Annotated in this window: 13 protein-coding genes; 4 read left to right on the forward strand and 9 right to left on the reverse strand. The window is 39.3% G+C overall.

Annotated elements, in window-relative coordinates; all coding sequences use genetic code 11:
* Positions 1-128: 128 nt before the first annotated feature.
* From QMA00_RS12730 to QMA00_RS12740, 3 genes are all read left to right on the forward strand, one after another.
* Positions 129-1,415, forward strand: coding sequence for a citrate synthase (locus QMA00_RS12730; protein WP_013465014.1), 1,287 nt, complete (start codon positions 129-131; stop codon positions 1,413-1,415).
* A 111-nt stretch (positions 1,416-1,526) separates the two neighbouring features.
* A complete protein-coding gene (locus QMA00_RS12735) occupies positions 1,527-2,753 on the forward strand; it encodes a SufS family cysteine desulfurase (protein WP_013465015.1) in 1,227 nt (408 codons plus the stop codon).
* Positions 2,754-2,765: 12 nt separating this feature from the next.
* Complete coding sequence (locus tag QMA00_RS12740; RefSeq protein WP_024603040.1) at positions 2,766-3,182, forward strand: SufE family protein; 417 nt, start codon at positions 2,766-2,768, stop codon at positions 3,180-3,182.
* A 36-nt stretch (positions 3,183-3,218) separates the two neighbouring features.
* Here the strand turns inward: QMA00_RS12740 and tcdA are convergent, their stop codons facing one another.
* The 7 genes from tcdA to QMA00_RS12775 are packed head-to-tail and all read right to left on the reverse strand — an operon-like array spanning position 3,219 to position 10,679.
* Complete coding sequence (tcdA, locus tag QMA00_RS12745; RefSeq protein ID WP_024603041.1) at positions 3,219-4,016, reverse strand: tRNA cyclic N6-threonylcarbamoyladenosine(37) synthase TcdA; 798 nt, start codon at positions 4,014-4,016, stop codon at positions 3,219-3,221.
* Positions 4,017-4,697 (reverse strand): TIGR01621 family pseudouridine synthase, encoded by a 681-nt coding sequence (locus tag QMA00_RS12750; RefSeq protein ID WP_076921370.1) that lies wholly within the window; start codon positions 4,695-4,697, stop codon positions 4,017-4,019.
* On the reverse strand, positions 4,690-5,454 hold the full coding sequence (gene kdsB / locus QMA00_RS12755; RefSeq protein WP_290157520.1) for a 3-deoxy-manno-octulosonate cytidylyltransferase: 765 nt from the start codon (positions 5,452-5,454) through the stop codon (positions 4,690-4,692). The genes QMA00_RS12750 and kdsB overlap by 8 nt, the downstream gene beginning before the upstream one ends.
* A complete protein-coding gene (locus tag QMA00_RS12760; protein WP_008112074.1) occupies positions 5,442-5,639 on the reverse strand; it encodes a Trm112 family protein in 198 nt (65 codons plus the stop codon). Before QMA00_RS12760 ends, kdsB begins: the two co-directional genes overlap by 13 nt.
* The gene (lpxK, locus tag QMA00_RS12765; RefSeq protein WP_290157522.1) at positions 5,629-6,609 is read right to left on the reverse strand and encodes a tetraacyldisaccharide 4'-kinase; all 981 of its coding nucleotides are present in this window, start codon (positions 6,607-6,609) and stop codon (positions 5,629-5,631) included. Before lpxK ends, QMA00_RS12760 begins: the two co-directional genes overlap by 11 nt.
* Entirely contained in the window at positions 6,606-8,351 is a 1,746-nt protein-coding gene (msbA, locus tag QMA00_RS12770; RefSeq protein WP_058154681.1) for a lipid A export permease/ATP-binding protein MsbA, read from the reverse strand. The genes lpxK and msbA overlap by 4 nt, the downstream gene beginning before the upstream one ends.
* Positions 8,352-8,411: 60 nt before the next feature.
* Positions 8,412-10,679, reverse strand: coding sequence for a DNA internalization-related competence protein ComEC/Rec2 (locus tag QMA00_RS12775; protein WP_290157527.1), 2,268 nt, complete (start codon positions 10,677-10,679; stop codon positions 8,412-8,414).
* Here QMA00_RS12775 and QMA00_RS12780 point away from each other — a divergent pair.
* The gene (locus tag QMA00_RS12780) at positions 10,659-11,165 is read left to right on the forward strand and encodes a DUF2062 domain-containing protein (protein ID WP_013465022.1); all 507 of its coding nucleotides are present in this window, start codon (positions 10,659-10,661) and stop codon (positions 11,163-11,165) included. The two genes, QMA00_RS12775 and QMA00_RS12780, sit on opposite strands and share 21 nt — an antisense overlap.
* Before the next feature lie 97 nt (positions 11,166-11,262).
* Here the strand turns inward: QMA00_RS12780 and QMA00_RS12785 are convergent, their stop codons facing one another.
* The gene (locus QMA00_RS12785) at positions 11,263-13,002 is read right to left on the reverse strand and encodes a DUF3466 family protein (RefSeq protein WP_290157529.1); all 1,740 of its coding nucleotides are present in this window, start codon (positions 13,000-13,002) and stop codon (positions 11,263-11,265) included.
* An 11-nt stretch (positions 13,003-13,013) separates the two neighbouring features.
* Positions 13,014-14,924 carry an ABC transporter ATP-binding protein gene (locus QMA00_RS12790; RefSeq protein WP_290157532.1) on the reverse strand — a complete coding sequence of 637 codons (1,911 nt, stop codon included), beginning with the start codon at positions 14,922-14,924 and terminating at the stop codon, positions 13,014-13,016.
* Positions 14,925-14,926 lie beyond the last annotated feature (2 nt).

Below are 14,926 nucleotides of genomic sequence, written 5' to 3' on the forward strand. Positions count from 1 at the left end.
TACATATGTGCATAATACTTATAAAAATTGACTTTATACCCCTCTTTCACGTTAAAATGTAGAGATGTGCTTAGAATAGATTTTAGAATATAAAAATCAGAATAGTTATCTTAATAGGAGATACATAGATGGCAGATAAGAAAGCCACGGTCCATATTGATGGGCTAGATCCAATCGAACTTCCAATTTATCAAGGTACTGCTGGCCAAGATGTAATTGACGTACGTACACTCGGCTCACATGGTCACTTTACTTATGACCCAGGTTTCATGTCGACTGGTTCTTGTGAATCTACCATCACTTACATCGATGGTGGCAAAGGTGTTTTATTACACCGTGGTTACCCAATCGAACAGTTAGCAGAAAGCTCTAATTACGTTGAGTTATGCTACTTACTATTAAATGGTGAGTTACCAACTAAAGAGCAATACGATGATTTCGCTACAAAAATCACTCGTAGCACTATGCTAGATGAAAAAATCGCAAACTTCTTCCAAGGTTTTCGTTTTGACGCTCACCCAATGGCGATGTTATGTGGTGTGGTTGGTGCTTTATCTTCTTTCTACCATGAAGATCTGGATATCACTGACGCAGTTCAACGTAAAACAAGCGCTATTAAATTAGTTGCTAAGTTACCAACAATTGCAGCAATGGCGTACAAAACAAACATCGGTCAACCATTTGTATACCCACGCAATGACTTAAGCTATGCAGAAAACTTCTTACACATGATGTTCTCTGTGCCTGCTGAAGAATACAAAGTAAACCCTGTCACAGCTAAAGCAATGGATAAAATCTTCATGCTTCATGCTGACCATGAGCAAAACGCATCAACCTCTACAGTACGTTTAGCAGGTTCTTCTGGTGCTAACCCTTATGCATGTATTGCTGCGGGTATTGCATCACTTTGGGGCCCTGCTCACGGCGGTGCTAACGAAGCATGTTTAAACATGTTAGAAGAAATTGGCTCAGTTGATCGCATTGACGAATACGTAGCAAAAGCTAAAGATAAAGCGGACCCGTTCCGTCTTATGGGCTTTGGACACCGTGTTTACAAAAACTTCGATCCTCGTGCAACAGTAATGCGTCAAACATGTCATGAAGTGTTAGCAGAGCTAAACATTCAAGATCCATTACTTGATATCGCAATGAAACTAGAGCAAATTGCACTTGAAGACCCGTACTTTGTTGAGAAGAAACTTTACCCTAATGTAGATTTCTACTCAGGTATTATCTTAAAAGCAATCGGCATCCCTACCAGCATGTTCACTGTAATCTTTGCAATGGCACGTACTGTAGGTTGGATCTCACACTGGGACGAGATGCTTTCTCAACCTGGCCACAAGATCAGCCGTCCACGTCAGCTTTACACAGGTGAAACACACCGTGATTATAAAGCAACTGACAAGCGCTAAGCATTAAGTTAGTTTAAAAGGCCGCCTCTGCGGCCTTTTTTATTACCTGCTACTTGAGAATTATCTTAAACAGATTACAATTCCTGCCCACTTGATTAACTTTATGAGCCTATGTCTGTGTCCTCGTTTGATCCTAAAAAAATCCGTAATGACTTTCCTACTCTAAATCAGACAATCAATGGCTACCCTTTGGTTTATTTAGACTCAGCAGCAACAACACAAAAACCACAATGCGTGATTGACGCTACCACAGAGTTTTACACCTTACAGAATGCAAATGTTCATCGCGGACGTCATACGCTGAGTGAGCAAGCTACAGCGGCTTATGAGCAAGTACGTCAACGCGTTGCCGATTATTTTCAGGTAACCAGTAGCGAAATTGTCTGGACCAAAGGCGCCACTGAAGCGATTAACTTAGTTGCTCATGGTTTAAGAAATACATTAACAGCTGCTGACACTATTTTAATTAGCCCAATCGAACACCACGCTAATATCGTGCCGTGGCAAGAACTGGCAGCGCAAACCGGGGCAACATTAAAAACTTTACCACTTAACGCAGATGCTACATTTGATATAGCACAGTGTTGTGAAGTGATTAAGCGCACCAACCCTGCACTACTGGCTATTACTCACGCCTCTAATGCACTAGGCAATATTACTGATTTAGCCCCCTTAATAGCCTCAGCGAAGGCGGTAGGTGCGCTAACCTTAGTGGATGGCGCACAAGGGGCGCTGCATTTAAGACCGGATTTAAAAAAGCTCGATTGTGATTTTTACGTGTTTTCTGCTCATAAAATGGTGGGGCCAACAGGGCTAGGCGGTTTATATGGCCGTTATACAACCCTAAATGCACTATCGCCTTATCAAACAGGCGGTGAAATGATTGAGAAAGTAACCTTAACGCACAGTACTTATCGTGACGCTCCTGCTAAATTTGAAGCAGGAACGCCAAATATAGCCGGCGTTTTAGGTTTTGGCGCTGCACTTGAGTATTTAATGGCGCTTGATCTGCAAACATTACAGCACTATGAACAGCAGTTGTTTATTTATGCAGCGAACGCATTGAGCAAAATAGACGGTATTATTATCTACAGCAACCTCAAATCGAATATTGGCACACTTTGCTTTAATTATAAAAATGAACATCCTTATGATCTGTCAACTTTACTTGACGGCTATGGTGTTGCTGTACGAAGTGGTCATCATTGTACCCAACCTTTAATGAGTCATTTAGACCTAAATGGCTCACTGAGAGCGAGTTTTGCTTTTTATAATACGACTAAAGATGTAGACCAATTTATTGCCGCACTCAAAGAATGCATTGCTTTATTAGACTAATTTGGATAAATAATGACACACACATATCAACTCGTAACTAAAAGTATTCAAAGCAGTAGTAGCTGGCAACAAAAGTACCGTGAAATTATGTTACTCGGTAAAACGCTGCCACCTTTAGCCGATATATTAAAAACAGATGATGCGTTAGTGCCAGGCTGTGAGAGTAAAGTATGGATGTTTGTTGAGTTTGACCTAACCGAGAATGCACTGGTTGTAATTGGAGACTCTGATACTCGCATAGTAAAAGGCTTATTGGCGTTAATTTTAGCCCTGTATAACGGTTTAACACCCGAAGAAGTGTTAGCAGTAAATGCTTATGATGAATTTGAAAAGCTTGGCTTAATCAGTCATTTGAGTGCGTCAAGGGGCAATGGAGTAAAAGCCATGGTTGAAACAATACAAACCATGGCCAAGCAAAAAGCGCTTTAAGCGCTTTTTAAATACTATTAAACCAAAACACTTTATTTAAGTATTTAGACGCGCACGCTTGTCTAAGTATTTTCGAACCGCTTTAGCGGCAACAAAAAAACCAAAACTACCGGTGATCATCGTCACTGAGCCAAAGCCATTATTACAATCCATGTTCATACTGCCATCAGCATTTTGCTTCGCATGACACACACTGCCGTCACTACCTGGGTAAACAAGCTGTTCAGTGGAATATACACAGTCAATATTAAATTTACGTTTTGGGTTTGAACTGAAATTATATTGTTTACGCAAAATGTAACGCACTTTTGCAAGTAATGGATCTTGAGTGGTTTTTGCCACATCGCCAAAAGTAATTTGACTCGGATCGGTTTGCCCACCTGCACCGCCAGTTGTAATTATAGGCATTTTATTACGTTTACAGTGAGCTATTAACGCCGCTTTTTCTTTAACCGCATCAATACAATCTATTACATAATCAAAACCTTGAATATGCTCTTGAATATTATCAAGGCTAATAAAGTCATCAATCACATTCACCACACACTCAGGGTTGATAAGCTTGCAGCGAGTTTTCATCGCCTCAACTTTAGCTTCCCCTATTGTGCCTGTTAAGGCATGAATTTGACGATTTACATTAGTTGCACAAATATCATCTAAATCAATTAAGGTGATTTTACCTACGCCGGTACGCGCTAGTGCTTCAGCAGTCCAACTGCCTACACCACCAATACCCACAACACAAAAATGTGCTTGCTGTAACCACTCAAATTGCTGTTGACCATACAGTCGTTTAATACCACCAAAGCGGATATCAGTTACTTGTTCACTCATTTACCAATCCAGTTTCCACGGCGTTTGCCAAGAATTAAAATCTTGATGTTTTATCAATTGCGCATACTCTTCACCAGATTCTGGCAACAGGGTATGTTGTATTTTTTGCCCTTTCCATAAAAAATCCAGCGCAAATGCATGTAAATAGGTACGCTCTGCAGGGCTGCCTGCATAACTCGCATCACCCATTATGGGGGCACCCAAACTCTTTAAAGCAACTCTGAGCTGATGGGTTTTACCCGAATAGGGTTTTAATAGGTAAGCTCTAAAACCACTTTTAAAACTAAATGAATAAAACCGCGTAATAGCGGGATTTATTTGCGAGTTTAATAATTTAAAAGTACCCCGACGTGACTTCGCCATGTCTCCTTTAACCCAACCTTGCTTTTTTTTAGGCTTAGAATCACTTACAGCTAAATAAAATTTATTAATAGTATGCTCAGTAAACATCTGGGTAAACTTTGCCGCAGCGTCTTTATGCCGCGCTAATATGATCAGCCCTGAAGTCACTTTGTCTAGACGATGAACCGCAAACAATTTTTCGTTTAGTTGTTGCTCAGCAAGAACCACAAAACCAGGGCTTTCTTCTGAATGAAAATTAAGCCCTGCAGGTTTAGTTATAATATAAAAATCATCGTGCGTGTATTGCACCTTTAACACAGGCGTATCTTCTTTATTCACGCGCTTTACTTTGAATATGCGCAACGACTTTAGCTAAATCCTCTGGTGTATCAACCCCAGCATGAGGGGTCACCACCGCTTGCTCTATTTTAATCGTATAGCCATGGTAAAGCACCCTTAGCTGCTCTAGTGATTCTAAAACTTCTAACGGTGATACCGATAATTGAATATATTGCTTTATAAACCCTGCGCGATACGCGTAAATACCCACATGGCGTTGAAAAGGCGCTAAATTAAGTGGTTGCTGCTCAGCCATCATGGCACTTCTATCAAATGGAATGCTGGCTCTTGAAAAATATAAGGCATTTTTATTAATATCGCTGACCACTTTAACCGCGTTAGGGTTAAACACCTCATCACGCTCTTCAATGGCAACACTTAGGGTTGCCATAGGCGCGGTTGATTGCGCTAATAATGTAGCCACTTGTGACACGTTATCAGGGGATAATAATGGTTCATCGCCCTGCACATTAACCACGATAGTATCTTCTGATAAATTTAGTAAATCAACGACTTCTGCTAACCGTTCAGTCCCTGATTGATGATCTTCTCGAGTCATCAATACATCATTGGTAAAGTGTTTAGCCGCATCAAATACTTTTTGATGATCGGTGGCAATAACCACTTTACTCGCTCCCGACAAACACGCTTTTTCATAGACATGTTGGATCATTGGCTTGCCACAAATATCAGCAAGTGGTTTACCTGGCAAACGAGTAGAAGCGTAACGCGCAGGAATAACAACTACGAATTCCACTTTTCTACCTCTTCAAGAGACAATTCTCGGGCTTCATTTTCAAGTAATACCGGAATATCATCGCGTACCGGGTAAGCAAGCTTTGCAGCTGTACTGATCAGCTCTTGGTTTTCTTTATCAAAGCGCAACTTACCTTTACACACGGGGCAAGCAATAATTTCGAGTAACTTCGTATCAAAGGCCATGATGGATCCCTTTTTCTTTTAATAGTAAATTTAATGTGTTTATTACCGCCGCTGTTGGTTTAGCATCAACAGGCAAGTAATACCAATTAGGCTTTGCAAAATCACGGCATTTAACCGCATCTTTTTCTGTCATTAATACACAGTCATCGCCAAATTGAGCGAAATCATCAGCGCTATAAGCATAATGATCGCGAAAATGATGTGTAGACAGTAATTTAATACCTTGTGCTTGCAGTGAAGCCTCAAAACGACCTGGATTACCAATAGCACTCACCGCATGCGCAGCCTTTAAAGGCGTCGCTATATCCGTGTTATCGGCAACGCGTTTAATAACCGATGGCTGCAAGCGATAACTAAACTCATCTTCAGAGCCATTTTCAATTACTAGGTCTACGCTCTTTAATCGAGAGACGGTTTCGCGCAGTGGCCCTGCGGGCATTAGCAAACCATTACCAAATTTTCTTTCGCTATCAACAATACAACATTCTATGCTGCGTGCCATTTTGTAATGCTGCATGCCATCATCAGAAATGATCACATCAAGCTTAAAGTTTGCGTTGAGCTTTTCTATATTGTGCTGTCTATTTGGCCCCACAACTAACGGACATTGTAAACGGTTAAATAAAAGCACCGGCTCATCACCAGCCTCTCGTGTAGTCGTTTGTGCAGTAACCAATAACGGGTAATGAGTTGCTTGCCCGCCGTAACCTCGACTAATTAAACCAACAGATAAGCCTTTAGCAGTTAAATAATCATAAAGCCACAATACAAACGGCGTTTTACCATTACCGCCAACGCTTATATTACCAACCACAATAACCGGTGTTTTGCTGATAAACGATTTAAAAATGCCGAACTTATAGCAATATCTACGTAGCAAAGAAATACAGCCAAAAACAGCTGACAACGGCATTAACAATAAGGTAATTAAGCTAAATGGTTTATACCAGCTTTGCTCTATTTTACTCACCCTTGCTCACCAAACTGCATTTTGCATAACGCAGAATAAGTGCCATCGTTAGCAAGTAAGTCTGTATGGGTACCACTTTCAATAACTTGACCACTGTCTATTACATAAATGCGGTCACTATTTTCAATAGTCGATAACCTATGCGCAATTACAATAGACGTTTTGTCTTTCATTAATGTATCGAGGGCATGTTGAATGAGTTTTTCTGATTCAGTATCCAGCGCTGAGGTCGCTTCATCTAAAATTAAAATTGGTGCATCTTTTAATATTGCGCGAGCAATCGCGATACGTTGACGCTGACCACCTGAAAGCATCACCCCATTCTCACCAACCATAGTGTTAAGTTGCTCCGGTAAATCTTCAACAAACTCCCAGACATGAGCTTGTTTAGCCACAGCATGAAGCTCTTCCATCGATACATCGCGTTGGAGGCCATAACAAATATTATTTGCAATCGTGTCATTAAAAAGCACCACTTGCTGCGATACTAAAGCAAATTGACGACGTAAATCGGTGAGCTTATATTCATTTAAAGCAATACCATCCAGTAATATTTCACTGGGCGCTTCTAAATCATAATAGCGAGGTAATAAATTTGATATGGTGGATTTACCCGAGCCTGAGCGGCCAACAAGCGCAATGCTCTCGCCCGCTTTAATAGTCATAGACAAATTATTTAATACCGGCTCGTCTTTGGTTGGGTATTTAAAGGTGACATTTTTTACCTCAATATGACCTTTAACTTTGTCAACCGATAAGGTGCCCGTGTCTTTTTCTATTTCTTCATCTAGCACTAAAAATACACTCTGCGCAGCTGAAATACCGCGTTGTAAATCGCTGTTCACATTGGCAAGCTGTTTTAACGGGCGTAGTAACATCATCATCGAAGAAATGAGCACTACAAAATCCCCAGAGCTAATACTGTCTATCATTGAGGGCATAGACACCACCCATAAAATAACGGCCATTGCACTGGCGGCTAAAATTTGAATGATAGAGACACTTAACGCCTTAGTCGCATCCATTTTGATACGTTGCTGGCGATTATGATTATTAATTTTAGAAAATTGATCGATTTCTTGAGTTTGACCACCAAAGCCGTGGATCACTTTGTGACCACTGAGCATTTGCTCTGAGCTGCGGGTAACTTGCCCCATCGCAGACTGAATATTTTTAGATATATGACGAAAACGTTTAGATACCACCGCCACTATAATAGCCACTAATGGAATAATAACTAAAAAGATTAACGATAATTGCCAGCTGGTATAAAACATAACTGCAAGTAAAAACACCACAAAAGCGCCTTCACGAACTACAATAAGCAATGCTTTGGTAATCGCTTGCTGTACTTGCTCTGTATCAAAGGTAATTTTTGAAATAAGGTCGCCAGTCGAGTTTTTATCATGAAACGATACTGGCAAATGTAATATATGCTCAAATAGTTCTTGGCGAAGCGCACGCACTACCTGCGAACCAACATAGCTTAAACAGTACGATGACATAAAATTAAATACGCCACGCCCGATCACCAACGCAATAACCACAAATGGCGCATAAGTAAGTACCTGACTATTACGCTCATTTAAACCTTCATCGATAAACGGCTTCATCAGTTGGATGAATAATGCATCCATACCTGAATAACCTATCATTCCAATAATTGCGACGATGGCAACCGACTTATAAGCACCAACGTAAGAAACAAGCCGTTTATAAATTTGTGTAGTACTTTGATCCATAACACTCTCTAAAACCACTGACAGCCTCTATTGTATCCTTAGCAACAGCAAAACAAAACGTCAATCTTTGATAAACCAATAACTTTCCTGCGCCCTCGCTGTAGTAAGCTCAAGGTGCTTAGCATAAAAATCAACTCTAACTTGTCCTACATCACCGGTGCTATATTGTTTGGCGTTTATTTTATTGTAACGCTCAACTACCGCTTTACTTGGAAATTGCCACTGACCTTGATAGGCACTTGAATGAATCACAATCGATGGGTTTACTGCCTTAATAAACTCGTCACTCGAGGAGCTGTCACTGCCGTGGTGTGGGCTTATCAAAACGGTACTTTGTAAATCATCTTTCTTTTTAATTAATTGCGACTCTCGCGTTTTTGATATGTCACCGGTAAGTAGCACACTATAGTTTGCAGCTGAGATTTTAACGATACAGGAATTATCATTACTATTATTAAATTCCTCTTTAGCAAAAGTTTGAATACTCAATCCATTAAAATCGCGTGTTGTTGCTATACAGTCGTTATATACACCATTTGGATGAAAATAATCAAAACTCCATGCATAACCGGCTGCTTTAAAATGCGCAACACCTCCGGCATGATCGTTATCTTGATGACTGACAATCGCGGTACTTACCGTTAGATTATGGGCGTCAATATAGGGTAGTAATACACTAGGCACACGACTAAAGCGATTAAAGTAACTCGGGCCAAAATCATAAATAAACGCATGCTTATCTTTTTTTATCATCACCATTAGGCCATGGCCTACATCAAATACGTTCAACTGCCAAAGACTAGATTGCGTAAAATAATAATTAGACAGTAAAGTCAAAAGCGGAATACACGCCAGTACGCGAAGCTCAATAAAATAAAGTAAAGGAACCACACTATAAAGCAGCACCACAGTGGTTATACTTACCTGACCAACATTAAGCCAACGTATGTGCTGCGGTATTGCCAGCAACATTTGATAAATATAGGTCAGTGGAAAATCATACAACACAATAAACGCATGCCAGTCGGTTAATAACCCCAGCAACACACTTAAAAATAAAGCAGGCATTAATACAAAAGATAAAATGGGAATAGCGACAAGATTTAAAACTAAACCTGCTAAACTCACGCCATTAAAAAAGTATAATGACAGCGGTAATAAGCCAATAAATAATCCCAGTTGAATAATAAAAAGAGTGCGAATATTGGCTAACAATGAATGACCTCGCAGCGGAAACTGTTTTAAAACCATAAAAATAATACATACCGCTAAAAAGGAAAAATACAGGCCAGGATTAAGCAAACTAAATGGATTAACCGCTAGAATAATAACCAACGCATATAAAATACTTCGCCATCTAAGCGCTTGCTTCGCTAAATAATAAAGCAACAAATAACACCCCAACATAATTAAGGCGCGGGTTGCCGAAATAATAAAATCACTCAAGTAAACATAAATAAAAGCAGCAACAAAGCCAGCAGCGCTATAAAAAATAGCAATATTTAATGATTGATTTAGTTCAGGCTTAATCAACTTAAGAAAACAGCGCACTGAAAAATAACAAAAGCCGAAAACCAAAGAGATATGCAATCCAGAAATAGCTAGTAAATGACTTAACCCAAGACTTTGCATTAATTGTTTATGCTCAAAGGTCATTAACGACTTGTCTCCGGTTAAGAGCACATAATATAGCCAATTAAGTTCAGCACTACTTACGAGCTTTTTGACATAAGTCCGATAAGCCGCGATATGATTATTTTGTGGGCGGTTGTAAATCGCTAACTGCTTATTTAATACTGTACCTTTAAACGCTATTTTTTGTGTAAAGGCATAGAGTTGACTGTCGAACACAGTAAAATTTTTAATCCCCCTAAAATTTTTTAATCTAACTTGAGCAGTAAAAGCATCCCCTGGCTGAATAGGTTGTGTTGAATTAATACTTAATAAGGCATTAGGTGCTCTAAACTGACTATATTCGCTATCTTCCAAACGGGTTATTTTCACTTTTACGTATTGTGGAGGGGTTGAAGAAATAACCTCTTCGACAACAACATTGACTGAATAAGCATATTTTTCGTGCTCATTAGGTAATTCAAATGAATAAAACAAGATAAAATGTGCCGCTACACAGCAAATACCGCAAATAAAGCCTAACAATACAGTTAAAAACGGCTTAAAATACGTGCTCACAATGAGGATTGAAATTGTGATAACTGTAAATTCAAGGGTTTGGTAATAAAATACGGTAACAACAACTCCGATAACAAACCCAAGACTCATCCACACAGAAGTAAATGGTTGCTTTAAATGGCTAAAAAAACGATCCAACGGTTTTTACCCGATCCAAATAAAATTAGACATCACAAATCGCTAAGAATATTTGGCCGTCTTTTACATGATGCTAACCTTTGGCATTTAAATAGACGTTCGGCACGAGGTGCTTTTGCTGTTGGGCTCTTTTTTGCTTTCATCCCTGTTCCTTTTCAAATGGTGCTCGCGGCTGCCGCAGCGATAATTTTGAGAGTTAATTTACCCATTTCTGTTGCGCTAGTATGGATCACTAATCCACTGACTATGCCGCCAATTTTTTACGGCTCCTACCTTGTTGGTACATTAGTACTTAATCAACCAGAACAACACTTTGCGTTCGAAGCCAGTTGGGCATGGTTTATAGAAAGCTTAACGACAATTGGCCCTGCATTCTTAGTCGGTTCTTTGGTATGCGCCTCTATCGCCAGTGTCATTGGCTACTTTGGAATAGATCTAATTTGGCGCCGCTCTGTAAGGCGGGCATGGGGAATGAGAAATAATTAGCCTCTCTTCCTTTAAATGCTTACATTACTATAGACAAAAAAAACCCAACTTAACAAGTTGGGTTTTTTAGTCGTTCTGTTTAACGATTTAAACTCATTTAAAATCTAAATACACGTCTTAAACCAACAAGTGGTAGTAATAATAAACCAAACCAAGAAAAGCTCGCAGAACTGCGTTCGTAAAATTCAGCATCTGGGGCTTTACAATTCTCAACTTCACCATTAGGGATAGGCGAAAGTTTTACCGCAACGGCTACACTTTCATACTCAATATTACCATTTACATCGGTAACAACTCCGCCCAATGAATTTCGTTTTTCAACTGTTTTAGTTGCAACACCAAATACTTCGTTGTTTTCATTAATCGATTTAGCTTCTACCATTTTATAGCTGAAACTGGTTTCACCATCACTGTCATAACAAGGCAGCAGCTTATTTAGATTAGTGATCTTGTCGTCGCCAATTTTATAAATAAAGGCTTCTGAACGACGTGAATTATCTGATTCGCCAATTTCTCCCTCACCAACAATGTAACCTTGATTATTAATGTCATTTGCATATGAGCTTGAGCTTATAAAGTAACCTTCAGGAAACACGGTCGTGTTTGTATTTATATCATAGTAAAAAAGTTTGTTTCTTAGCGTGCCTTCTATTCGCTTGGTCGCATAACCTACAACAATATCGTTATCGTTGATAGCAAATGCTTTACCACTTTGCCAGTCATCTCTTTGTTCAATAAAATCAACTACTTCACCATCTTTAAAGTAAACTGGCATCGTTAAAATTGTGGAATCTCTATCAAAGTAACGGGTATTAGAAAAACCGGCCGCAACGCCATTTTTATTAACCGCTAATGCATTACTAATAAATGGGTTACTGTCTTCATCTTCTTTTGGTGTCAGCGCTAAACCTAACAATTCTGTTGAGGTTACATTATAGGCACTATCTAATGTCCACTTAACCGCTGTTTTATTAAATAAACCACGTGTGTTACGACTATTAATTGATTCAATACACGTCATTACAGGTTCATCAAGACCATCACAATTATCAGCAATTAAGGTTTGTCTCTCTGTAGGGATACTCACTGATACATTACCAACAACAACGTAACCCGTGTCAGTGGCAACAATATCAGACGCTTTACTCGTCCCACCATGTTCAGTAAATTCTGGAACAAGCGGCACTTCTACACCGCCTTCAGAAATTAAAATACCACGTTCTATAAACTCTCGGGTAAACCAAGTTTCTTCTTCAGTTTCACCATCTGGTGTAAAAGTGATTTTATCAAACGGTGCACTGCCCCAACCTACGGTCGTACCGTCCTGTGCAACAGCATTATAAAAGTTGCTAGTCGAGCGCGTTAATCCATCATAATCAACCGAAGCCACATCAAACAAAGATTGCTCTGTAATTACACCACTGTTGTAATTTGTAGCAACAATTGAGCTAATTTTTTGATATTCAAAGTTAGCAGATAAGTTTGACAAAAAACGAACCATAAAAGTATGCGCATCAGCATTGGTATAAATAGCGTCGTTGTTTTCAATGTCATCAAGTGTAAACGTAATTTCTTTGTCACTTAGTTCAAATGAATTTACTTCATTAGTATAAGCGTTCTTAATTAAACTATCGGTAAAATCAATATAACTAATATCAATTGGGATATTGTATAAGCCATTAGCAAGTCCAATGACATGTCCGTTTTCACTCACATCGGTAACATAAGTATGTTTTGCGTTTTCAAAGTTACCTAACTCCGTTAACGCATAGGTAGCACTTAATGCCGATGTACTCAGTGTTGCTAAAACACTGGCCGCGAGTAATTTATATTTCATTTTATTCCTTACTACTGATTCTTTAATTCTTCAAGTTCTTCCCAACGCTCAAAAGCGGCTTCAAGGTCAGACTCGAGTTGGGCTAAATGGTTCAATTCCTTAGCTGTTACATCACTGTCTTGCTTGAAAAAGTCTTCGTGACTTACTCGTTCTTGTTGTTTTTCAAGCTCAGCTTCAAGTTGTTCCATTTTATTAGGTAGTTGCTCTAGTTCAAGTTTTAATTTGTAAGAGAGTTTATTTGCTTTGTTATTACTTTTAACGGGTGCAGGCTCTGGTTTTTCAACCTTTTTAACTGGCTGCTGTTGCTGCTTTTGCTGCTGTGCTAAATAGTTGGTATAGGCTTCATAATCGCTGTAACCGCCAACGATATCTGTTACCTTACCATTACCTTCAAAGGCCCATACACTTGAGCAAGTATTATCAATAAACTCACGGTCATGGCTAACTATCAGCACAGTACCTTGGTATTGATTGATGATATCTTCTAGTAACTCTAACGTTTCTATATCTAAGTCATTGGTAGGCTCATCAAGAACCAATATATTTGATGGCTTTAAGAATAACTTAGCCAGAAGTAATCTATTTTTTTCACCACCTGAGAGCGCTTTTACGGGGGTACGAGCACGTGCTGGCGGAAACAAAAAGTCTTGTAAATAACCTAATACATGACGAGAACGTCCACCCATCATCACTTCTTGCTTACCCTCAGCTACGTTGTCCTGAACGGTCGCTTCTTCATCAAGCTTTTCACGATACTGATCAAAATAAGCAAACTCTAAATTAACACCTTGCTTTATTTCGCCACTGTCTGCTTTTAAATCACCAAATAATAATTTTAATAGTGTTGTTTTACCAATGCCGTTAGGGCCTACTAATCCAATACGATCACCACGCATAACCAAAGTAGAGAAGTCATCAGCAATGATTTTATCTTTAAATGCATGATTTAAGTGTTTTGCTTCAAACACTAATTTACCTGAACGATCAGCCGTTTCAATATTGAAATCGGTTTTGCCTACTTGATCAACGCGTTTTTTACGCTCATTACGTAATTGTTTAAGCTCACGAACTCGCCCTTCGTTACGCGTACGACGCGCTTTAACACCTTGGCGGATCCACGCTTCTTCTTCTGCTAAACGCTTATCGAACAATGCATTTTGCGTTTCTTCCACTTTTAAATCATGCGCTTTTTGTTCTAAGTAAGTGGCATAATCACCTGGATAAGAAATTAGTTTACCGCGATCTAAATCTAAAATACGTGTTGCAACAGCGCGAATAAAAGCACGGTCATGCGATATAAATACAATCCCACCTTTAAACTCTTTTAAAAATTGCTCTAACCACATTACACTTGTCATATCTAAGTGGTTGGTAGGCTCATCGAGTAATAATAAATCAGGCTCGCTCACTAGCGCACGCGCAAGTGCAACTTTACGTAACCAACCACCAGAAAGTGATTCTAGTTTTGCATCGGGGGTTAATTCTAGTTGGGTTAAAACCAATTGAATACGACTATCAAAACGCCAGCCATCAGCTGCTTCTAACTTATTTGATAAGCGCTCTAGTTTGTTGAGTAACTGATCAGTACAATCTGTTTGCAATTGCGTACTTACATGATGAAAATCAATCAGTAAGTTAGCAATTTCAGGCATACCTTGGGCAACATAATCAAATACAGTGCCGCTTGCGCCTTTAGGCGGATCTTGTTCTAAACGCGATATTTTTAAACTACCGACTTGGTTTATTTCGCCGTCATCGAGTATTACTTGGCCATCTAAGACTTTTAGAAGCGTTGATTTTCCTGCACCGTTACGCCCTACAATACACACACGTTCACCGCTTTCTATAACCGCATCGGCATTATCTAATAATGGGTGCGTACCGTAGGCTAATTGTGCTTTTGAAATTCTAATTAAATCCATAA

The sequence above is a fragment of the Pseudoalteromonas sp. APC 3694 genome (assembly GCF_030407565.1).
In the GTDB taxonomy this organism is placed as follows: domain Bacteria; phylum Pseudomonadota; class Gammaproteobacteria; order Enterobacterales; family Alteromonadaceae; genus Pseudoalteromonas; species Pseudoalteromonas tetraodonis.